Annotated in this window: 20 protein-coding genes, 1 other RNA gene and 1 pseudogene; 11 read left to right on the forward strand and 11 right to left on the reverse strand. The window is 59.9% G+C overall.

Going from position 1 to position 21,464, the window contains the following annotated elements; genetic code table 11:
- Positions 1–990, reverse strand: a complete 990-nt coding sequence (locus tag AC6I6U_RS26460; protein ID WP_497878940.1) for a DMT family transporter — start codon at positions 988–990, stop codon at positions 1–3.
- A gap of 106 nt (positions 991–1,096) precedes the next feature.
- On the opposite strand from AC6I6U_RS26460, the gene AC6I6U_RS26465 reads away from it, so the two are divergent.
- The 5 genes and pseudogenes from AC6I6U_RS26465 to AC6I6U_RS26485 all read left to right on the forward strand — a co-directional run bounded on the left by AC6I6U_RS26465 (position 1,097) and on the right by AC6I6U_RS26485 (position 5,034).
- Positions 1,097–1,972, forward strand: a complete 876-nt coding sequence (locus tag AC6I6U_RS26465) for a LysR family transcriptional regulator (RefSeq protein ID WP_497878941.1) — start codon at positions 1,097–1,099, stop codon at positions 1,970–1,972.
- Positions 1,973–2,054: 82 nt separating this feature from the next.
- Positions 2,055–2,957 (forward strand): DUF2167 domain-containing protein, encoded by a 903-nt coding sequence (locus tag AC6I6U_RS26470; protein ID WP_497878942.1) that lies wholly within the window; start codon positions 2,055–2,057, stop codon positions 2,955–2,957.
- 264 nt (positions 2,958–3,221) lie between these two features.
- Complete coding sequence (locus AC6I6U_RS26475) at positions 3,222–4,067, forward strand: hypothetical protein (RefSeq protein ID WP_497878943.1); 846 nt, start codon at positions 3,222–3,224, stop codon at positions 4,065–4,067.
- Positions 4,068–4,173: 106 nt separating this feature from the next.
- A pseudogene (locus tag AC6I6U_RS26480) lies at positions 4,174–4,299 on the forward strand (helix-turn-helix domain-containing protein); the annotation flags it as partial.
- 273 nt (positions 4,300–4,572) lie between these two features.
- Positions 4,573–5,034, forward strand: a complete 462-nt coding sequence (locus tag AC6I6U_RS26485; RefSeq protein WP_497878944.1) for a hypothetical protein — start codon at positions 4,573–4,575, stop codon at positions 5,032–5,034.
- 304 nt (positions 5,035–5,338) lie between these two features.
- Here the strand turns inward: AC6I6U_RS26485 and AC6I6U_RS26490 are convergent, their stop codons facing one another.
- Both AC6I6U_RS26490 and AC6I6U_RS26495 read right to left on the reverse strand, forming a co-directional pair.
- The gene (locus tag AC6I6U_RS26490; RefSeq protein ID WP_497878945.1) at positions 5,339–5,476 is read right to left on the reverse strand and encodes a hypothetical protein; all 138 of its coding nucleotides are present in this window, start codon (positions 5,474–5,476) and stop codon (positions 5,339–5,341) included.
- A 152-nt stretch (positions 5,477–5,628) separates the two neighbouring features.
- Entirely contained in the window at positions 5,629–5,814 is a 186-nt protein-coding gene (locus tag AC6I6U_RS26495) for a type II toxin-antitoxin system Phd/YefM family antitoxin (protein WP_497878946.1), read from the reverse strand.
- 187 nt (positions 5,815–6,001) lie between these two features.
- Here AC6I6U_RS26495 and AC6I6U_RS26500 point away from each other — a divergent pair, with 187 nt between their 5' ends.
- Positions 6,002–6,466 (forward strand): Lrp/AsnC family transcriptional regulator, encoded by a 465-nt coding sequence (locus tag AC6I6U_RS26500; RefSeq protein ID WP_497878947.1) that lies wholly within the window; start codon positions 6,002–6,004, stop codon positions 6,464–6,466.
- 259 nt (positions 6,467–6,725) lie between these two features.
- Here the strand turns inward: AC6I6U_RS26500 and AC6I6U_RS26505 are convergent, their stop codons facing one another.
- From AC6I6U_RS26505 to AC6I6U_RS26515, 3 genes are read right to left on the reverse strand one after another with little or no spacing between them, the layout of a single operon-like run.
- Complete coding sequence (locus AC6I6U_RS26505; protein WP_497878948.1) at positions 6,726–7,034, reverse strand: YciI family protein; 309 nt, start codon at positions 7,032–7,034, stop codon at positions 6,726–6,728.
- Positions 7,035–7,060: 26 nt separating this feature from the next.
- Positions 7,061–7,690 (reverse strand): FMN-dependent NADH-azoreductase, encoded by a 630-nt coding sequence (locus AC6I6U_RS26510; protein ID WP_497878949.1) that lies wholly within the window; start codon positions 7,688–7,690, stop codon positions 7,061–7,063.
- A 28-nt stretch (positions 7,691–7,718) separates the two neighbouring features.
- Positions 7,719–8,486: an alpha/beta fold hydrolase gene (locus AC6I6U_RS26515; RefSeq protein ID WP_497878950.1), complete on the reverse strand. Its 768-nt coding sequence runs from the start codon at positions 8,484–8,486 to the stop codon at positions 7,719–7,721.
- Between the two features lie 190 nt (positions 8,487–8,676).
- On the opposite strand from AC6I6U_RS26515, the gene AC6I6U_RS26520 reads away from it, so the two are divergent.
- The 5 genes from AC6I6U_RS26520 to AC6I6U_RS26540 all read left to right on the forward strand — a co-directional run bounded on the left by AC6I6U_RS26520 (position 8,677) and on the right by AC6I6U_RS26540 (position 12,749).
- On the forward strand, positions 8,677–9,675 hold the full coding sequence (locus tag AC6I6U_RS26520; RefSeq protein ID WP_497878951.1) for a GlxA family transcriptional regulator: 999 nt from the start codon (positions 8,677–8,679) through the stop codon (positions 9,673–9,675).
- A 337-nt stretch (positions 9,676–10,012) separates the two neighbouring features.
- A complete protein-coding gene (locus tag AC6I6U_RS26525; RefSeq protein WP_497878952.1) occupies positions 10,013–10,492 on the forward strand; it encodes a hypothetical protein in 480 nt (159 codons plus the stop codon).
- A gap of 8 nt (positions 10,493–10,500) precedes the next feature.
- Positions 10,501–10,746, forward strand: coding sequence for a hypothetical protein (locus AC6I6U_RS26530; RefSeq protein ID WP_497878953.1), 246 nt, complete (start codon positions 10,501–10,503; stop codon positions 10,744–10,746).
- Positions 10,747–11,271: 525 nt separating this feature from the next.
- On the forward strand, positions 11,272–11,982 hold the full coding sequence (locus tag AC6I6U_RS26535; protein ID WP_497878954.1) for a hypothetical protein: 711 nt from the start codon (positions 11,272–11,274) through the stop codon (positions 11,980–11,982).
- The gene (locus AC6I6U_RS26540; protein ID WP_497878955.1) at positions 11,964–12,749 is read left to right on the forward strand and encodes a hypothetical protein; all 786 of its coding nucleotides are present in this window, start codon (positions 11,964–11,966) and stop codon (positions 12,747–12,749) included. Before AC6I6U_RS26535 ends, AC6I6U_RS26540 begins: the two co-directional genes overlap by 19 nt.
- Positions 12,750–12,931: 182 nt before the next feature.
- Here AC6I6U_RS26540 and AC6I6U_RS26545 read toward each other — a convergent pair whose 3' ends face one another.
- From AC6I6U_RS26545 to smc, 5 genes are all read right to left on the reverse strand, one after another.
- Complete coding sequence (locus AC6I6U_RS26545; RefSeq protein ID WP_497878956.1) at positions 12,932–13,240, reverse strand: hypothetical protein; 309 nt, start codon at positions 13,238–13,240, stop codon at positions 12,932–12,934.
- Positions 13,241–13,550: 310 nt separating this feature from the next.
- Positions 13,551–13,647, reverse strand: an RNA gene (gene ffs / locus AC6I6U_RS26550) — signal recognition particle sRNA small type.
- Positions 13,648–14,290: 643 nt separating this feature from the next.
- Entirely contained in the window at positions 14,291–16,648 is a 2,358-nt protein-coding gene (gene ligA / locus AC6I6U_RS26555) for an NAD-dependent DNA ligase LigA (protein WP_497878957.1), read from the reverse strand.
- A 195-nt stretch (positions 16,649–16,843) separates the two neighbouring features.
- A complete protein-coding gene (gene zipA / locus AC6I6U_RS26560) occupies positions 16,844–17,710 on the reverse strand; it encodes a cell division protein ZipA (RefSeq protein ID WP_497878958.1) in 867 nt (288 codons plus the stop codon).
- A gap of 263 nt (positions 17,711–17,973) precedes the next feature.
- A complete protein-coding gene (gene smc, locus AC6I6U_RS26565; RefSeq protein ID WP_497878959.1) occupies positions 17,974–21,462 on the reverse strand; it encodes a chromosome segregation protein SMC in 3,489 nt (1,162 codons plus the stop codon).
- Positions 21,463–21,464 lie beyond the last annotated feature (2 nt).

Raw genomic sequence — 21,464 nt, forward strand, 5'->3', positions numbered from 1 at the left:
TCACCTCACTTCAGGTCCGCCCCCCCCCCGGGGCTGGACCCGAGGCACAAGCTCCTCGCAATCCAATCCATGGGCACCGCCTCCCTTGCGGGAGCGGGCTTGCCCGCGATCAGCGGATCCCTTGCGCCCTTCCAGATGCAGCCCCACCACACTCCCCAACACAATCGCCCCACCCACCAACACCATCGGCGACACCCCAACCCCCAGCACCAGCGCGGCCATCACGATGGCCACCGGCGGAATCAGGTACAGCACCGCCGCTGAACGGCTGACCGCCGAATGCGTCAGCACGTAGGCCCAGGCCAGGTACGCCAGGGCACTCGGGAAAATCCCCAGCACCAGCACCGCCACATTCACCCGCAGCGAAGCCCGCGTCACCGCTTGCTCCAGCCCCGGCAGATAGACGCACAGCAGCAGTGTCCCGGTCCAGACCATGTAGCACACCGTGGTCAGCCCGCTGTAATGATGGGCATAGTGCTTCTGCAAGGCGAAATAGATGCTCCAGGACAACGCCGCCAGCACGATCAGAAAGCCCTGGGGGTTGAACGTGCCAATCCCGCGATCACCCCAGATCACCACCAATACGCCGATGAACCCGGCCAATACCCCAAGCCAGCGCCAACCGGTCACCGGCTCCTTGAGCCAGAAACAGGCGATCAACGTGGTGAATAACGGCGTCGACTGCGCCAGCACGCTGCCCGCCCCCGGCGTCACCCATTGCTGGCCATAATTGATGCTGACGTGATGCAGGAAAATCGCGAAGAAGCCCAGCACGAACAGCCACGGCAGGTCGCGCAGGCGCGGCAGGGCGATACCCTTGACCAGCGCCACCCCGGCCATGAACACCGAAGCGATCAGGAAACGCAGCAGGGCCAGGTGTCCGGGACTGTAGTTTTCCAGGCCGATATGGATACCGGTCGGCGAATAGGCCCAGCAGAGAATGACTGAGGCAGTGGCAAGGGAAACTTTTATCGAAGGCAGGGCTTTCACGACAAGGCGACATCCAAGATGATCCAGGGAATGCACCCAGTCTTGAGCGGCCTGGCGATCAGCACAATTGACGAATATTGAGACGAGAATTCACCGGGAGCGAATCATGGAACTGGCGCAAATGCGCATGGTGAAAGCGGTGGCCGAAACCGGCAGCATCGCCCTCGCCGCCCAACGGCTGCACTGCGTGCCGTCCAACATCACCACGCGCATCAAACAACTGGAGGGCGAGCTGGGCACCAAACTGTTCATACGCGCCGGGCGCGGCCTGAGCATCAGCCCGGCCGGGCAGATCTTCCTCGAATACTGCGCGAAGATTCTCAACCTGGTGGACGAAGCCAAGCGCGCCGTCGACGCCAACACCCGCCCCTCCGGCAGCCTGCGCATCGGTGCCATCGAGTCCTGCGCCACCGTGCACCTGCCTGCCCTGCTCGCCGAATATCAGGGTGCCTACCCGGAAGTCAGCCTGGAGCTGATCACCGGCACCTGGACGCAACTGATGGAAGACGTGCGCCAGCGCCGACTCGATGGCGCCCTGGTGGCCGTCGATGTGCATCACCCGAAGATCGCCACCACCGGACTCTACCGCGAGAACCTGGTGCTGATCAGCGCCGCCGACAGCCCGCCGATCCACTGCGCACAGGACCTGCTGGGTCGTACCCTGATCATGTGGCCGAACGGCTGCCCCTATCGCGCCGCGCTGAAGCACTGGGTGCAGGAACACGACCGCAACCCACCGATCGCCAGCTACGGCAGTTGGGGCACCATCATCGGCTGCGTGAACGCTGGCGCCGGCGTGTCGCTGGTACCGGAAGGTATCCTGCGCCGCTTCGAACAATCGACAGGGCTGGCGACCTACCGTTTCAACGAGCTGACGCCGGTGCAGAACAGCTTCATCTGGCACAAGGAAACCACTCGTCACCCGGCCCGCGAGGCCTTCGCCCGGCTATTGCTGGAGCGCCTGGAGCCCCAACCGCAGTAGCTGCAAACACGAGATTCTGGCGATTGACCAGCTTTTTCGAGTATCCTGCCGGTCAAATTAATTCAAATTGTAAGGGACTACGATGAAACACCTGCGCCAGTTGTTGGCGGCAGTGTTGCTCAGCGCAACCACTTTGCCCGCCATTGCCGCCAGCACTCCCGCGCCTGCGCCAACCGCCAGCGAACAACCGCACCAGACCGCCGAACAGTGGCTGGCCACGCTCAAGCAGCAGCATGGCACCATCACCCTTCCCAGCGGCATCGCCAGCCTGCAACTCAACAACGAGTTCTACTACCTGTCGCCGGAAGACACCGAGCGCCTGCTGACCGAAGCCTGGGGCAACCCGCCGGGCCACAAGACCCTGGGCATGATCATCCCGACCGCCGTCAGCCCGCTGGCCGACAATGGCTGGGGCGTGATCATCAGCTACAAGAACGACGGCCACATCTCCGACGATGACGCGGCGAAGATCGACTACGCCGACCTGCTCAAGCAGATGCAGGCCGATGACGAGGAAGACAACAAGGAGCGGCGTAAGCAGGGTTACGCCGGCCTGACACTGCTGGGCTGGGCCGAGCCACCGAGCTACGACCAAGGCACCCACAAGATGTACTGGGCCCGTGAGCTGAAGGCCGACGACGCACAGCAGACCACCCTGAACTACAGCATCCGCGTGCTGGGTCGCGAGGGCGTGCTCGAGCTCAACGCCGTCGCGGCAATGGCCGACCTGCAGACCATCAAGCAGGAAACGCCGAAGATCCTCGCCTTCACCAACTTCACCGATGGCAACCGCTACGCCGACTACGACTCCAAGACCGACAAGCTGGCGCCTTACGGCCTGGCCGCCCTGGTCGCCGGTGGCATCGCCGCCAAGGCCGGCCTGTTCGCCAAGATCGGCGTCGCCCTGCTGGCGTTCAAGAAGTTCATCATCCTCGGCCTGGTGGTCGTGGCCGGTTTCTTCCGCAAGCTGTTCAAGCGCACTTGAATCGGTAGGGATGGGGGGCACCTATATGACAGGAGCTCCTCCATGATCAACGAACCGCCTCCGATCTCATCTTTCTCGACTCCCTGCACAGCACCTGGTTGATGCATGGTCGCCTTGCCCCCTCGGGCAATTTCACCGGGTGAAGCACATCTGACAAAAGCTCCAGCCAAGCATGCGTGTCAGGCTGAGCTACATTTGACGCTTGGGTATTTAAAGCAGATGTTCGCCAGATAATTATTCAATGTTGTCCAACCAGGGGTTTTTATGTCGAAGGAATTGATCGTATTGCCCGGTGTGTCCGTATCATGCGCCCTGGTTTCCAATCTCAGCCTGGCTGAATGGGGGAAAAACCAGGCGAAGTATCCCAAGAGTGGAAACGCGAGTTCGCTTAAATGGTTGCTGGCAGATGCCTCTTCCGGCCAGAAAGGATCAGCATTCATTACCTATGTCACGGAACAGGCGAAGTCGCAGGCCAAAAAGTTTTGCCTGCACTATTCAAAAACCTATCTCAACAATACGGTGGATGGGAGTGCTGTCGATACGATCATCAGTCAACACCCACTCAGTTCCGACGGCCTGAACAAATTGCAGAATCAATCAGCAAACCAGGTGGCGGGCCTGAGTGACATCAAACTGGGCATCATCAACACAGAGATTGAAACCTGGTTCAATATCTTGCGAAAAGCCCTGGTCCGCCATTGGCTAACCCATGTACGCAGCGCGGGCATCACCCTCCCCACCCGCCGTGAAGACGACTCCGTGAAAAAATCCGCGAATGTCGCCTGCGCCGTTCACATCCAGGACAATGGCACGTGGGGCAGGCTTGGAAACATGTACACCAGCGCCCCGAACGCAAGCCACGCCAATCATGCAGAAATGCAATGGAAGGCCGCTCACGGAGAAGCACTGGCGCCCAAGTTGGCTACAGTCACCCAGGTCGAGTTCCACATCAGCAAGCAACCTTGTGGAGAAAACTGTGCGACGAAGCTGATCGAGTATTGGGCCAGCCTGAATACACAGGTAGCCGGATTTATCGTGACGTACGCCGACGACGATGGTGCTGCGCACCAATACCGTTTGTTCGATGATGCCATCATACGCTTGGCCTGAAACCACGCAGACAGGACACAACAGTAATGGCCTGCCATGAGTAGCAGGCGGGAAGAGCTGATGGGCTGGGCGCGCCGGCGACACTGCTGCGCCCGTCACGGCCAGCAGATCAACGCCCAGGCCGATTGGCGAGATTGCGGCGGCCAGCGGGCATGCCTCGACGTCACGTTTTGCGGTGCGTTTTCGTAAACATTACGGATTATCGCCGAGAGAGTTGCGGGCAGCGATTTAAATATCACGTTAAAAGGACGGCACATCACCGCCCCTGCAGGCCCGGCAGATCATGCACCACATCCCTCCGGGCGTTCAGCCAGCAGACGGGCATGACGCCCGCGGATTACCGGCAAAGGGCGGGAGGGAGGAATGCCGGGGTGGCAGGTCAGAACGCCAAGCTATACTGGGGCCTGGGTATTATGTATCAGCCAGTGTTTGGCAAACGCTCCCAGTGCTTCGCCATCGCTGTATTCATTGCGGTTACCTCCCCAGCAAGCCGAGGAGAACGGTAATGAAAAAAGATATCCCCCCCTACCTCAAGCCCGTGGAAAACCTTCCAACCAATCCGCTCGTGTTACACCCGACTCACTCAAATCTGAGTGCTCTCCATTTTCATGACGAGGATTCCAATATCGTTAGAGTGACTCGTGCCCTACCTGCGCCGGCGAACGCGTTTTGGAAGTTCCAATCCTTCGGCAAGGCTATTTTCCACATTCGATCCCATCCGAATGATCGCCTGTTCTGGACGTGGCATGAAAATAGACTCATCGTCAGGAGCTATTCGGGAGATACCAATCAGGAGTGGGAAATTTTTCATCAAAACAACAGACTTTTCTATATAAGATGCTCCTCTGTGCCTGAAAATAAAGACTTCCTGAGTGTCAACGTCAATTTTATTGAAGACGAGCCGGTCACCTTCGCGCCCCTCGGCTCCCTGATAACGACGGGATTTTCATTGGGAACCGTGCTCTGATTCAGCAGGATTCGAGCAAGCTCTTCTTCCACAGGCCACTAGGTTGTGTACGAAATTGTTTGAAACGCAGGTTAGGCAAGGCAAAAACCGGCGAGGAAGCGCAGTTGACTGGTTGTCAATGAGCATTCCGAGCCGGTTTTTAACGCCGCATAACCAAGTTTCAAGCGATTTCGTACATAGCCTAGGCCTTGATTGAACAGTAGTGGGGCTTGCCCGCCTGTCATCCCCGGAGGGCGGGCTAGCCGAGGTGGACCGTCCCGCCTTTCAAGAGGCCCGTCCTGGGCCGGCCCCATCACTTCCTGAATCAGCCGCGATAACGCCCAGGCTTGTGCCAGATGATCAGGATCGCGTTCATCTCGACAGTGCCGAGTAGCGACCAGGCCATTTTCCCAAGGGGCAGATACACGCTCGCCACGATGAACAGCACCGCATCGCAGGCCAATTGCGCGATACCGGCGATGCCGCCAGTAATCAGCCCGCTCTTGTCCAGGATGGCGATGCCGGTGGCGGCAAAGGCAATCCCGATGAACAGGCCTTAGGCGTCATCCAGCAGACTATGCCGGGGGGTATGGCGCCGGTAGCTCGGCCAGGTCGTTAGCGCAGCTCATAAGGCACACTCATCGGGGTGATACCGCGATTGGCGAGCCCTTCGACCGGCGTGATCCGGGCAATCTCGATGCCATGGCGCACGATTACCACCTCAGTCCCGTGCGTGACCTGCTCAAGGATGAATTCGAGACTGGCCTGTGCATCGTTCACACCGTATTTGACTTGCTGCATGTCGTCGTTTCCTTTTGGGATGGCAGCGCTCTGTGCAGGACCCGGTGGGTTGCACCGGCGGCCCTGCCACGCCCCTTGGGGGACGTATGGCTGGATGCTTAGTCTGGACGTTGAGGCGCGGAAAGTGCTTTCGTATTTTGTGGCGGTAGCGCTAGGATGCGGAAAATCCTTTCACAGAACTCATGACATGCAAAAAAATCATCTGGACGACATGGACCGGCGTATTCTACGGGTGCTCAGCAGAGACGGCCGGGCCAGCCTGCAGGACATCGGCAAGCAGGTCGGCCTGTCGTCGAGCCCCTGCTGGCAGCGGATCAAGCGGATGGAAGACGCCGGGGTCATCCAGGGCTACCAGGCGCGCATCGACATGACCGAACTGGGCTATCGCGACGGCCTGATCGTCATGGTCACGCTGGAGCACCATAGCGACGAGCAACTGGACAAGTTCGAGCAGGCGCTGGCCGACATTCCCGAGGTCATCGAGGCGTATCTGGTGTCGGGGGAATACGACTACTTCCTACGCCTGGCGGTGAAGGACACCCGCGACTATGAGCGGCTGCTACGGGAGAAGCTCTACAAGATTCCGGGGCTGCGACATTCGGTGTCGAGTTTTGTGTTGCGGCAGTTGAAGGCGGCGAGTGTGCCGCTTTGAATATCAGAAGTGGAATTGCCTGATCGCTATCTGCTTAGGCTCACTGCATCAACAATGACAGGCTCTAAAATAGATCTGTCACGTTTTTTGCAGTCACGTTTTTTGCAATCCACCTGATACCCCAGCCACTTTTGACTACATGAGCGTTTCGGCACCATGACCGGGCGCCCCGGCACAACACCTGTCCCGACACCCCATGGACCCGCCTTATCACCCAAAGACATTCCGGGTTGTCGCCAAAGGCGTTGCGGGCGGCGATCTAGATCGACTTGGCCCCCGGCGCCCAGCGCTCTGGAAAGTCACTGGAGCGGATCGCCGGCTCACAGCACCCGATATTGAACGTCACCAATTGGTGAACCGCGAACGGATCTTCGGCCAGCATGTCCTGGATATCGGCGAGATGCTCGCCCTGCGCCAGGATAAACCCGCCGCCCTGTTGTTCAAGGGGTCCGGCAAACAGGACGGTGCCCGCCTGGATATGCCGGACCAGCCACGCCTTGTGGGCCTCCAGATGAACCTTGACCTGATCCAGAGGGCGGATATAGCTCAGCGTAATGGCAAATATCATGGGGCAATCCTCATTATCGTGTGGACTCAGGCAGAAACCGCCCCGTCATTCAGCACATCGGCAATCGCGGCCCTGGCCTGTTCGATACCCTGTTGCCGCACCTGCTCGCCTTTCGACGCGCCTTCGGCCCTGACAAACTGCACATCGCCAGTCCCCAGGAAACCGAAGAATGCCTTGAGGTAGTTCTCCTGGAAGTCCATGTGGGCGAAAGGACTCTGGGCGTAGAAGCCGCCACGCGCCGAGACGACGATCACACGCTTGCCCGCCGACAGGCCGACCGGTCCCTTTTCGGTGTACTTGAAGGTCCGCCCCACTTGCGCGATGCGATCCAGCCAGGCTTTCAACTGACTCGATACCGAGAAGTTGTACATGGGCGCACCGATCACCAGCAGATCGCTGTGCAGAAACTCGGTCACCAGCGTTTCGGAAACCTGGTGCTCGCGCACCGTGGCCTCATCCCACTCCCCGCCTCCAGGCTGGCGGAACCCTGCGGCGATGTCACCGCTCAGATGGCGGATTTCATTTTCGGCCAGGTCGCGGTATGTCACCTTGGCCCCGGGATGGCGGGCACTCAGTTGTGCAACAACGGCGGCAGACAGGTCCCGAGTCACGGAACCACCGCCCAGGATGCTGGAATCGATGTGCAGAATGTTCATTCAAACCTCGCGCTCAATGGCTGATGACTTACTGAAAAAGGCTGTTTCCGGGCTTGCTGGCTTCCCTGGCCGCTCGTTCTATCAACATGGCCACCTCATCGGGATGAGACAGCAATGACAGGTGGCTGGAATCGATCGACGTGACCCTCGCCTCCATGCGCCGGGCGATCGCCTTTTGCACTGCAGGCTGCAGCGCTTGGTCGCGCTCGGTCTGCAAATACCAACTGGGTTTGTCGTGCCAAGCCGCATGGCGGATCTTTTCGGAAAAGCTGGCCGCCGCGATGGGCTGCTGGATCGCGGCCAGCGCCCGTACCTGCGCCATGGGCAGATCCGCGGCCATCATCTGATGAAACACCCGGGGATCGTCCAGCCAGACCAGGCCCTGGGCATCCGGCGCCAGGCCGTCCATCGGAACGTTGAGCGCCGCCAGCAGATCCACCACCGACTCGCCGCTGTCGGGCACCAGCGCACTGAGATAGACCAGGCCCTTGACCTGGGCATCGTTGCCCGCCTGGGTGATCACCGCACCAGCCCAGGAGTGCCCCACCAATAGCACGTCGCCCTTCTGCCGGCGCAACACCCGCTCGGTGGCACTGACGTCATCGGCCAACGAGGTCAGCGGGTTCTGTACCGCCGTCACGTGGTACCCCATGGCCTGCAAACGGGTGATGACCGGCGCCCAACTGGAACCATCGGTAAAGGCCCCGTGTACCAGCACGATATTGCGCAGCCCCACCGGAACGGGAGCAGCCTGTGCGCTGCCAAAGAGCGTCACCAGCCCGATGGCGGCGGCCAAACGCCCCAACCATCTGAAGGCAGAAACTCCTGCGGCGTGATGCGAGCGAGCGAATGAATTCATGCCAAGTGGCCCTGATCTGCTGATGGGGCAAAGTCTATAGAGCCCCCCGCACTGGCATCAGATGGCAAACAAGCCATGTTTCATGCAAAACTCGCCAAACCCAATATTCTCACCGAGCCACCTTTCCATGCGCATTGCGATTGTCGCGGTAGAAGGCAGCCTGCTGTCGGCGATTACCGGGCTGGCCGACCTGTTCTGGATCACCAACCAGGCCCTGCGCACCCCGCCAGAAGGAATGCTGCCGAGCCCGCCGGGCCCAGGCCGGATAGAATTCCAGACCACCATCATCAGCGCGGATGGCCAGGCGCTGCGCGATGCCCAAGGCCGCCTGATTCCGGTGGAAGGCTCGTTTAATGACTCGGCCAAGTGCGATGTCGCCCTGGTCACCGGCATGGCCTTGGGCGCGGACAAGTTGCCGCCGCTCTCGGACTCGATTCGCCAGGCGGCGGGCTGGCTCAAGGAGCGGCATGACAACGGTGTACTGGTGGGCGCAGCCTGTGCCGGCACCTTCGTGCTGGGTGAAGCGGGGCTGCTCGACGGCCGTCGCTGCACCACCACCTGGTGGCTGCACCACGTGTTCAAGCAACGTTTCCCCAAGGCCCGGACCGTGTGGGGCACGGCGGTCGAAGAACAGGATGGCATCATCACCACCGGCGGCCCGCTGTCCTGGGTCGACCTGGCCCTGCACGTCATCCGCCGCCAGGCGGGCCCTGCGGTGGCCAAGTTGGCAGCCGATGTTTCGGTCGCCGACAGCCTGCCACTGCCCCAGGCAGTCTATGCACCCCGTGGTTTTATCAACGCAGCCGACCCGTTGCTGCTGCAGGCGGAACAGATCATCCGTCATGGCCATCCGGGAATCACCGCCGAAGGCTTGGCCAGCGCCTTGAACCTAAGCGACAGGACCCTGCACCGGCGCCTCAAGGAGTTGAGCAACGAATCGCCCAAGACGTTCATTACCCGCGTGCGCATCGAAACGGCCTGCGTGCTGCTGGAAACGCCGGGGGCCAGCGTCAAGCAAGTAGCCCTCAAGTGTGGTTACAACGACGAAACTTCGTTTCGCCGGGCTTTTATCCAACTGACGGGGATGACGCCGGCGGATTACAAGCGCTGGGCGAGTGGGCGTTAAACACCCAGATCGCGCGCGCCCTCCTGTGGCGAGTGGGCTTGCCCACGCTCGGCGGCGTAGCCGTCGTGAACCGGGTTACGCCGAAACCGCAGAAACAGCGTCACCTTAAAACCAGAAACGTGAAAGCCGCCTTGATCGGCGGCTTTCCTCAGGATGCTAATCGGCCTACTGGCTCGAGTTCGACCTCTTTATACATTGTTTCTCGTCACTCTTTTCCCAAGACATTCCGGACAATTCAGACGACATTGCGAGGCGATATCTAGTCCCGATCAAGTCGATATCGAGGCAACTTTCAAGTCCTGCTCATGAACCGAGCAACTGGGAAGTGAGGCCTTCAATGCAAATCGACAGGACGTACAGGATCGTCGCTCATCGCGGCGTGATCTTCGACATCAGCGAATTCACAGTCAGGGAGGACAACCGTCAACAGCTCAATACGCTCCATTTTGCGGCCGTGAGGCGGCACAACTATCAGATTGTCGAGAAAGTGAAAGAGCTGTACGACCGCATGCAGGGCAGGCACCTACCTTGCGTAATGTCGGTCGCCATTTCAAAGCCTTTGAACCGGGATCAAGGCGATGCACTGAACGATCAGCGCTGGACGGTCACCGGTGTGATTTCCGGAACAGTCGGCTTCGCAATCGGAAAAATGACACACCCATTGGTAGCCCTGCCAGCGAATGCAGGAACTGCCGCTTTCGTTGCCAGTCGCCTCCCACGCTATCACGCAGGTGATGTGCTGATAGCTCTGGACGCCAAGGTCCAAGGGGGTATCGGGCCACAGCACTCGTCCATCACTTTGATAATCAAAAGTTGAAGTCCGTCATGCTCGTCCCCCCGGAGCAGATCGCGTTGATGTTCGTGTTAGCGTACGTGGTTGATCTATGGGTAAAACCACCTCAATGGCGCAAATGGCTTGGCATCGTATCGGCGCTGATAGGATTGCTCAGCATTCTGCACCCAACTGCCTGGCTGCCTCATAGCGACGTGCTGATCATGTGGAAAACTTTTGTCATGGTCACAGGAGCTTTGCTGTTCTCTCGTCGTAATCTTCATGTTGAGCGGTCGTAGTGGGAGGACGCACGCCCACCAAAGCCACTACCGCGAGCACAAACACTACTTGGAAGAGCCACAGCCAATACTAAAATCGAAACACGAAAATATATCCGTCCGTTTTCATACGTCCCGTTTTCATAGATTCCGGTCGATGGCTCGTTTCATGACCTGCCCCAATACGATGTTGCCCTGGTCACCGGCATGGCCCTGGGCGCGGGCAAATTGCCGTCCTCTCGGACTCGACTCACCAGGCGGCGAGTTGGCTTAAGGAGCGGCATGAGAGTGTGGTGTGCTGGTGAGCGTTCAGCGCGTAAAAACTGAAGCACCGATTTAAACAGATTGCCCGCCCAGTCCAGATAATGGCGCCAAAATAAAAACGGATATTCCCGGAACAAGTTTCTGAGTAATAAAAACGGGAAAACTGAACGTCAAATATTGATGAGAATCCGCCAGTGTCCTTTCCGACCGATGACACTAAATAGCCACTACTCGAAAAGAAAGGTTGGTGCGATGATCCGCCCATTAGAAAACGGGTGCCATATGAAAATCGTTTACTTGCCGACCTGGCTGATAGCAATCAGCGCCTTGGCCTGTCTGAGCCTGCCTGCGCAGGCAGAATGCCTGGTAACCAGCTCAGGCAAAGCCACCTGGTGCGACAACGGCTCGACCGGTACAACAACCGCACCCAAACGTGCCACGCCGAAGATCAGCGCCGAACAGACCACGCAGATCATCAATGCAGTGGGAGCCATCGGCGACCTGCTCGACCAGCAGTCAGAGCAGAATGCCGAGCAGGAACGCCAACGTGATCAGGCGCTGCAAGAGGCTTATCGACGCCAGGCGGAAGATCGCGTTCGGTTGCAGCAAGAGGAGCAGCAGCGCCAGGCGGCGATCATCAACGCGAGCCAGTTGATCAGCAATGCCTCCCAGGACACCCAGGATTGGAAAAGTCGCGCGCAAACTGAAGAGGACACCCCGACTGCCGGCAACTCGAACTGCGATTGTTCGAAGACGGTGGATATCTGCAAGGCCAGCATCCAGATTGTGAAAAAGCTCAAGACCGGGGTCGATTTCAAGGTCAGTTCGTCTGAAGCAAGCTGTTCAAAAGTCAGCTATTTCATTGACAACACGCCTTATTTCACCGTGCTTTCGAATAGCCGAAGCGCGATCGAACATAGTGCCAGCCTGAAACCTATCTCCGCCTCCTCCTTTACCATCGAACGGTGTGAAGTATGTGCCCGCAGTCGTTGAAAAAATCCGCTTTCGTCCTGGGCACGGCCCTCGCCCTCGTGAGCGTGCAAGGCCTGGCCTTCGCCGAGATGAAGAAACTCCGCACCTGGCCTGCTGACGTACCTGTGGATAACCCGGCGCTCAAGGAACAGTACGAGTACGATCCACTGGCGGGAGCCGATGATCAGCACAGGATCATCGGCACCACGATCACATCCTGGCAAAACGGTAAAACCTATGTCGTCTCCTGGCCGCCAAAACCCACGGACTCACAGGACCTTCCACAGTACTCGCACAAATCGGTATCCATGTTTTATGGGCTGGATAGCTACACTACCGATCCTAACGTCAAGATCACCAAACTGAATTTGAAGACGAAAGGCAATATGCCGTCGTCTGACTTTACCTACTACGTGGAAAAAACCATAGCGATCAACGGCACAGGTTACAGCAAGGATCTTCTGGACTGTAAGTTCCAAGGCCAGTTCGATGCCAGCCGATATATTCCGGGACTACCTGGAAAACTGTATAAATACAGCTGTTCGAAGAATCAGGTATTCACCTTCAACAATACCCCTTCGACATCCACCTTGAACAACAACTACTACATCTCTGACTGGCTTCAATCAGTGGTAGCCATCCAGACTGGAAAATACACGAGCAATGGCGAAGAGTTGAATCTGAATACTGGTGGGTATCGTTACTCCACTGCATTCACGATTAGTACCCCAAACGGTGGGAAGAGCGAAATCGTGGTTGACGAAGCTACCAGGAGCCGGCTGCCGTAGTCCCCGTGGCGAGTGGGCTTGCCCACGCTCGACTGCGCAGCAGTCGCAAACCGGACAACACCGGAACCGAGCATCCGGGACTTTCGTCATGGTCATGGGAGCGGTGATTTTCGCTGGTCGAAATCGATATGCTGAAGGACGGAAGTAGCGGGGATATAGACTGCGCTCGCTGCGTGATTGACTTATTGCGGGGGAAACTTCCCATGACCTTTCACAATAGCCACTAGCTCAGTGAAGCTTGAGTTCTCGTACTGAAGGGAAGCGATAAAAACATCCGCCTCCTCCCATGAAAGCCCCCGTACGATTTGCTTGTCGCTCACATCCCCAAGGTAGATGACAGGCGAATGATGGCTTTTCGTTAGAGAGGGTTCAAATGCAGCGGTTTTCAGAAAAAACTCGTATTGATTTCCGTCATCGGCGTCGAAGCAGAAGCCATACGAACCGCCATCGCGATAAACATCAGCGCTTCGGATTTTCACCACTTTCAGCATGTCGTTTCCCTGCGCAGGCCTAGGCTGTGTACGAAATTGTTTGAAACGCAGGTTAGGCAAGGCAAAAAGCGGCGAGGAAGCGCAGTTGACTGGTTGTCAATGAGCATTCCGAGCAGCTTTTTAACGCCGCATAACCAAGTTTCAAGCGATTTCGTACATAGCCTAGCTAACGCATCGTTGAAATCTTGAAGATAGGCTAACAGTCGTTGATGAAGTTAAAGGAACGTATCTACCCGAGACACAAGCGCCAATGCAGCGTTTGAATCGAGTGTGGGGAGGATTATGCAGGGGATAGGGATCATGGAGGCAACCCCACCAGCCACACCCCGGCACACAATGTTCCCGCTGTGGCTGCTCCCTTCCGGGCCTGACCAGGTTAACGGGTAATCGTTGCGGGGGGACCGATGGGGTCACCATAACAACACTCGCCTGGCAGCGAGCCGCGCCATTGTACCTAGATAACGAGAAGTTACAACCGCTAGGTGGTGATAAAAATTCGATGAGGGTCAAGTACTTGTCTGCTGGGGCGCACAGGAAGAGCGCTGCCGGGCGGTGGGAGACTTCATCGGTTGGGTCTAGGCTGGCGGCCTATTCGCGGGCAAGCCACGCTCCTACAGGACGGCGGCGCGCGCAAGGAGGTGTACGACGCGATTCTGCCGGAGTAGGCGGTGCGGCGATCCGACTTGCCCGCACATGAGCCCAAGCCCTGCTCACAGTCATGAAGCCTACCGCCGGGGTCAGGTAGTTACTTGTTTGGCATCCAGGAGGTCGTCGACATCGACCTGGGCCAGGTCGACCAGGTGGACGACGGCGCGTTGGCCGGCGGGGGATGAGAGGTTTGGGCTGCTTTAGGCCCGCTGCGCGCGCCAACGGGGGCAAGCCCCCTCGCCACAAAGTGGGGGCTGCTACAGAATTGGGCATATCGCGAGATCTGGAAGAGCCGGCTTGCTGGCGAGTGCAGTCCGCTGAGACACATGTCGGTCCACAGGTAGATCGCAATCGCCAGCAAGCCGGCTCCCACAAGGGTTCACCGCTATATCCGAGTGGACGTCAGACCTCGATGTTGTGGGTTTTCAGGAAGGCGACGAAAGCCTCCTCATCCAGCACCTTGAGGCCCAGTTCGTTGGCCTTGGCCAGTTTTGAGCCCGCACCTGGGCCTGCCACCACACAGTGGGTCTTGGCCGAGACGGAGCCGGCGACCTTGGCACCCAGGCTTTCCAGTTTGTCCTTGGCCACGTCGCGACTCATCAGCTCCAGCGAGCCGGTCAGCACCCAGGTCTGGCCCGTCAACGGCAGGCCTTCGACGGTCTTCTTCTCGCTCTGCCAATGCATGCCGAAATCACGCAGTTGCACCTCGATCGCCAGCGCCCGTTCGGCATTGCCCGGCACGTCGAAGAACTCCCGCACGGCCTTCGCCGGCTTTTCATTCAATGCCTGGCGCAGGTCAAGCCAGTCGGCGTTGATGATCCCTTCCACCGAACCGAACTTGGCCGCCAGTTTCTCCGCCGCCGTCGGCCCTACCGAGCTGATATCCAGCTTGGCAATCAGCCCACCCAGGGTGGTGCTGGCCGCGAATTCGGCACCCAGCTCGCCCTGGTCCTGCAGCACCAGGCCGCGTTCGAGCAGTTGGCTGATCACCGTGCGGTTGTGTTCGTCCTCGAAAAAGCTGTGGATCTCATGGGCCACTTCCAGGCCGATGTCCGGCAGGTAGGTCAGCACCGATGGCAAGGCCTGCATCACCCGCTCCAGCGAGCCCAGGGAGCGCGCCAGGACCTTGGCGGTCTCCTCGCCCACATCGGGGATGCCCAATGCGTAGATGAAGCGCGCCAGGCTCGGTTGCTTGCTGTCGGCGATGGCTTGCAGCAGGTTGCTGGTCGACAGTTCGGCGAAGCCTTCAAGGTCGACGATGTCTTCGCGCTTGAGGGTGTACAGGTCGGCCGGCGAGGCAATCAGCTTTTCATCCACCAATTGCTCGATGGTCTTGTCGCCGAGGCCTTCGATGTCCATCGCCCGGCGGGAGACGAAGTGGATGATCGCCTGCTTGAGCTGCGCGCCGCACGCCAGGCGACCAACGCAGCGGTACACCGCGCCTTCGCTGATGGTTTCGCGGCCCTTGCTGCGCTTGATCAGTTGGGTGCGCTCGACATGGGAGCCGCACACCGGGCAGCTCTCGGGAATCTGTACCGCGCGGGCGTGTTCCGGGCGACGTTCGGTGACCACCTGGACGACTTGCGGGATCACGTCGCCGGCCCGGCGGATGACCACGGTATCGCCGATCATCAGGCCCAGGCGCGCCACTTCGTCCATGTTGTGCAAGGTGGCGTTGGACACGGTGACGCCGGCGACCTTGACCGGTTTCAGGCGAGCCACCGGGGTGACCGCGCCGGTACGGCCGACCTGAAATTCCACGTCGAGCAGTTCGGTAACTTCTTCCATCGCCGGGAATTTGTGGGCAATTGCCCAGCGCGGTTCACGGGCGCGGAAACCCAGCTCACGCTGGGAAGCCAGGCTGTTGACCTTGAACACCACGCCGTCGATTTCATAGGGCAGCGCGTTGCGGCGCTCGCCGATGGCGCGATAGTAGTCCAGGCAGTCATCGATGCCCTTGGCCAGTTTCAGCTCGTGGCTGATGGGCATACCCCAGGCCTGGAGCTGCTGCAGGTTACCGATGTGGCTGTCGGCGATGTCCTGCGAGACCTGGCCCAGGCCGTAGCAGCAGAACTCCAGCGGGCGGCTGGCGGTGATCTTCGAGTCGAGCTGGCGCAGGCTGCCCGCTGCGGCGTTGCGCGGGTTGGCGAAGGTCTTGCCACCTATCTCCGCCTGCGCGGCGTTGAGGCGCTCGAAGCCGGCCTTGGACATGAACACTTCGCCGCGCACTTCGAGGATCGCCGGCCAGCCAGAGCCTTGCAGCTTGAGGGGAATGTTGCGCACGGTACGCACGTTGACACTGATGTCCTCGCCAGTGGTGCCGTCGCCACGGGTGGCGCCGCGGACCAGCAGGCCATCCTGGTACAGCAGGCTGACCGCCAGGCCATCGAGTTTCGGTTCACAGCTGTATTCGACCGCGGCGCCGCCACCGAACAGGTCACCGACCGGCAGGTCCAGGCCTTCGTTGACGCGGCGATCGAACTCGCGCATGTCGACTTCTTCGAAGGCGTTGCCCAGGCTCAGCATCGGGATTTCATGACGGACCTGGGTGAATGCCGTCAGCGCCGTGCCTCCGACGCGCTGGGTCGGCGAGTCGGCAGTGACCAGTTCCGGATGCTCGGCTTCCAGGGCCTTGAGCTCGTGGTACAACCGATCGTATTCGGCGTCCGGGATGCTTGGTTCGTCGAGGACGTGGTAGCGGTAATTGTGCTGATCCAGTTCAGCACGCAGCTCTAGAATACGGGTCTGGGCGGCGGTCATGGGGGTCTCTCAAAAAGCAAAAGAGCAGCCGGGGCTGCTCAATATGTTAGTGCGGTTTCGGCGGCGAGGTGGAGAGCCTCTTCGCGGGCAAGCCCGGTTCCTACAGGATAAGGGCTGACCACAAGACTGAAGTTCGACAGGGAACTGTAGGAGCAGGGCTTGCCCGCGAAGAGGCCAGCAAGCCTGCCCAATAGATCAGCGCTTCTGGGTCAGCGCGCGACGTTCGAATTCGACGATGCGCTGGCGGTAGTGTTCGATGGTCTGGGCGGTCAGCACGCTGCGCTGGTCGTCCTTGAGTTCACCGTTGAGTTCCTGGGACAACTTGCGCGCCGCAGCCACCATCACGTCGAAAGCCTGCTTCGGATAACGCGGGCCTGGCAGGCCAAGGAAGAAGCTCACCGCCGGAGTGCTGAAGTGATCGATGTCGTCGAGGTCGAACACACCCGGTTTCACTGCGTTGGCCATGGAGAACAGGACCTCGCCGTTGCCGGCCATGCTTTCGTGGCGGTGGAAGATGTCCATCTCGCCGAAACGCAGACCGCTTTCGAGGATGTTCTGCAACAGGGCCGGGCCCTTGAAGCCATTCGGGTCGCGGCTGATGACGCTGATCACCAGTACCTCTTCGGCAGCCGGCTGATCCTTGTCATGACGGTCCTTGTCCTGGCGCGCGGCCGGCTTGTGGTCGTCGATGAAATCGTCATCACGGCTGCTGAAACTCGGGCCTTCCTCTTCCAGATCGAGATTCAGGTTCAGGTCACCCTGGGCAGGCTCGCTCGCTCGCTTGCCGCGCTTGGAAGGTTTTTCCCGCGGCTCGCGCGCCGGCATGCTCACCGATGGCAAATCGTGCTCATCGAGCTCAGGCTCCTTCTGGGTTTCCAGCACGCGGGAGGGGCCGAGCAGTTCGGCATTGGTGTCGTCATCCGGCAGGTTCGAAAAACTGCGGTCCAGACGGAACTTGAGCTTGCCCTTGCCACCGCGCATGCGGCGCCAGCCATCAAAAAGAATACCGGCGATGACAATGATGCCGATGACGATCAGCCACTCGCGCAGACCGATTTCCATGTAATCCCGTGCCTCTAAAATAATGGTTCTATGAAGAAAGGGCGGAAAACCCTTTAAAGCGTGGTGCCAACTCTATGTTCTGACAGGCATTTTTTCCCACGCACAAGAAAATTGGACATTAAATTAACACGACCAAAGGTAACTTTACACCGTCTGTCGTACAGGGTATGCATTAATAAGTCCCCAATGAGCGGTGCTAGTTCCCGCAAGGTCTGAGGAAAGCACCTTGCGCCCTGAATCGGTCGCCCTCGCCCGTCGCCGAATCAGGCGTCGACCATGGCCATCGCTTCCTCGACATCCACCGCCACCAGCCGCGAACAGCCGGGTTCGTGCATGGTGACACCCATCAGTTGATCGGCCATTTCCATGGCGATCTTGTTGTGGGTGATATAGATGAATTGCACCGACTCGGACATTTCCTTCACCAGTCGGGCATAACGTCCAACGTTAGCGTCATCCAGCGGAGCGTCAACTTCGTCGAGCATACAGAATGGCGCCGGGTTCAACTTGAAGATGGAGAACACCAGGGCCAGGGCCGTCAGTGCCTTTTCACCGCCGGACAACAAGTGAATGGTGCTGTTCTTTTTCCCCGGAGGCCGGGCCATGATGGTCACGCCGGTATCGAGCAAGTCGTCACCGGTGAGGTCCAGATAGGCACTGCCGCCGCCAAACACTTTTGGAAACAATGCTTGCAGGCCACCGTTGACCTGGTCGAACGTGTCCTTGAAGCGATTGCGGGTTTCCTTGTCGATCTTGCGGATGACGTTTTCCAGGGTCTCCAGGGCTTCGACCAGGTCGGCGTCCTGCGCATCCAGATAACGTTTACGCTCGGATTGTTGCCGATATTCGTCGATCGCAGCGAGGTTGATCGCGCCCAGGCGCTGGATGCGTCCGGCGATGCGTTCAAGTTCTTCCTCGGCGTCCTTCTCGCTGGCCCCGGCCACCAGGGTGGCGAGTACCCCGTGCAGGTCGTAGCCGTCTTCCAGCAACTGGTCCTGCAGGGCCTTGCGGCGTACCGTGAGGGCCTGCCATTCCATTCGCTGCTGTTCGAGCTGGCCACGAATCAGTTGGGCCTGCTGCTCGGCCTGGCTGCGGCGCTTCTCGGCGTCGCGCAATTCGCGGTCGGCATCTTCGAGGGCGATCTGCGCGGTCTTCAGCTCGACATCGACGCTCATGCGCTTGTCGAGCAACTCTTCGAGTTTTAGGCGCAGTTCCTCGAGTGGGGCTTCGCCCTCCTCCAGGTTCAGGCTCAACTGCTCGCGCTTTTCCGTCAGGCGCTCGGATTGCAGCTCCAGGCGCTCAAGGGCCTGGCGAGTGGAATCGTGCTGGGCTTTCAGCGAGCCCAGGCGCACCGCCAACTGGTGGGCGTGGTCCTTGTGCTGGCGGGCTTCCTGGCGCACCCGGTCCAGGCGTTCGCGCAGGCTGTCACGCTGGGCCAGCAGCAGCTCACGCTGCTCGGCATCCACCGCCATTGCGTCGAGCGCTTCCTGCAGTTGCAGACGGGCCTCGCCGATGTCTTCATGTTCCTGGGCGCGCTGCGCGGCCAGTTCCTCGACTTCCTCATCGAGCCGGGTACGGCGCAGTTGCAGTTGCTCGACCTTGGCCTTGGCGGCGGACAGCTTGGCTTTCAGCTCGCCTTGCTGGCGGGCTTCGTCCTGCAGCAGCCGACGCAGGTGTTCACGACCGGTTTCCTGCTGGCGCTGGGTGGCGCGCAGGGTTTGCAATTGGGTTTCGAGCGTCGCCAGGGTTTCTTCCAGCGTTTCGCGATCGAGCTGCAGTTGCTCGATTTCCTGCCCACGGGCCAGCACGCCGCTTTCGGCTTCGCTGGCGCGCCGCACCCGCAGGAAGTGCCGTCCGACCCAGTAACCGTCGCGACTGATCAGGCTCTCGCCGACCGCCAACTGCCCACGCTGGGCCAACGCCTGTTCCAGGCTGCCGACCGGCTTGACCTGGCCCAGCCAGGGCGACAGGTCGATATCGGCTTCAACCTTTTCCAGCAGGCTGCCGGCAATCCGCGTGCCTTGCGCCATTGGCGTGAGCAGGCGCAAGTCACCCTGCTGGAAGCCGCCCAGGTCGAAGCCGGCGAAGTTGTCCACCAGTACCGCCTGCAGGTCGGCCCCGAGCACGGTTTCCACCGCCAGTTCCCAACCGGGCTGTACCTTCAAGCCTTGCGCCAGCCGTGGCCGCTCGGCCAGGTTCTGTTCGCGCAGCCACTCGGCGGTGCCCGTACCGGGATCAAGCGCTGCCTGCTGCAAGGCCTCCAGCGAGGCGAGACGGCCAACCAGCCGTTGCAGGTCGCCCTGGGCCTGTTGCTGCTCCTGGGTAGCCTTGTGCAGGTCTTGGCGCAGCTGTTCCAGGCGTTCGACCTGACCCTCTTCGCTGGCCTGCAGGTCTTCCAGGGTCTGTTCGCTCTCGGCCAATTGCTCGGTGAGTTCGAGGATCGCCTCGTCTTCCGGGTCTGCAGCAAGCAAGGCGCGCTCGTCGGCCAGGCGCCGCTGGCGCTCGGCCAAACGCTCCATGCTCGCTTCCAGTTGCTGGATACGCGACTGCTGGACTTCCGCCTGGCGTCGCGGTTCGGAGGAACTCAGGTTGAACCCGTCCCACTGCTCCTGCCAACCGTGCATGGTGGTCTCGGAGTCTTCCAGCGCGGCAGCGGCTTCTTCGGCGGCAGCGTTGGTCAGTTCCTGCTCGGGTTCGAGCATTGCCAGCTCTTCGCCAAGGGTCGCCAGCAAGGTGCGGTCGTGCCCCAGGTGCGACTCGGTTTCCAGCCGTGCACGTTCGGCTTCGCGCAAGTCGTCCTGCAACTGGCGCAGGCGCTGCTGACCGTGCTGGATGCTCTGCTCGACCCGGGCAATGTCGCCACCGACCGAGTAGAAGCGCCCCTGCACCTGGTTGAAGCGCTCCGACAGCTCATGGTGGCCGTCACGCAGGCGCTCGATGCTGGCATCAGCGTTGCGCTGTTCGGCCACCAGTGCTTCAAAGCTGATTTCCTGGTTGCCGATGACCGACTCGCGCTGGCCGACCTGATCGTTCAGCGCCTGCCAACGCAGGGCCGACAGCTGGGCCTTGAGCTGGCGCTCCTCGGCCTTGTATTCCTGGTATTTCTCGGCGGCCTGGGCCTGGCGGTGCAGGCGTTCGAGCTGGCGCTCGAGTTCTTCACGCAGGTCGGTCAGGCGCGCCAGGTTCTCGTGGGTACGGCGGATACGGTTTTCCGTTTCGCGCCGACGCTCCTTGTACTTGGAGATACCTGCGGCTTCCTCGATGAAGTTGCGCAGGTCTTCCGGCTTGGCCTCGATCAGCTTGGAGATCATCCCCTGCTCGATGATCGAGTAGCTGCGCGGCCCCAGGCCGGTGCCGAGGAAGATGTCGGTGATGTCCTTGCGTCGGCACTTGGTGCCGTTGAGGAAGTAGCTGTTCTGGCTATCGCGGGTCACCTTGCGGCGAATGGAGATCTCCGCGTAGGCCGCGTACTCGCCCACCAGGGTGCCGTCGGAGTTGTCGAACACCAGTTCGATACTCGCCTGGCTGACCGGCTTGCGGCTGGTGGAGCCGTTGAAGATGACGTCGGTCATCGACTCGCCGCGCAGGTTCTTCGCCGAGCTCTCGCCCATCACCCAGCGTACGGCGTCGATGATGTTCGACTTGCCGCAGCCGTTGGGGCCGACCACTGCCGCCATGTTACTGGGGAAGGTCACCGTGGTCGGGTCGACGAAGGACTTGAACCCCGCCAACTTGATGCACTTGAGCCGCACGT

The sequence above is a fragment of the Pseudomonas sp. UTLPPB19802 genome, from assembly GCF_059730225.1.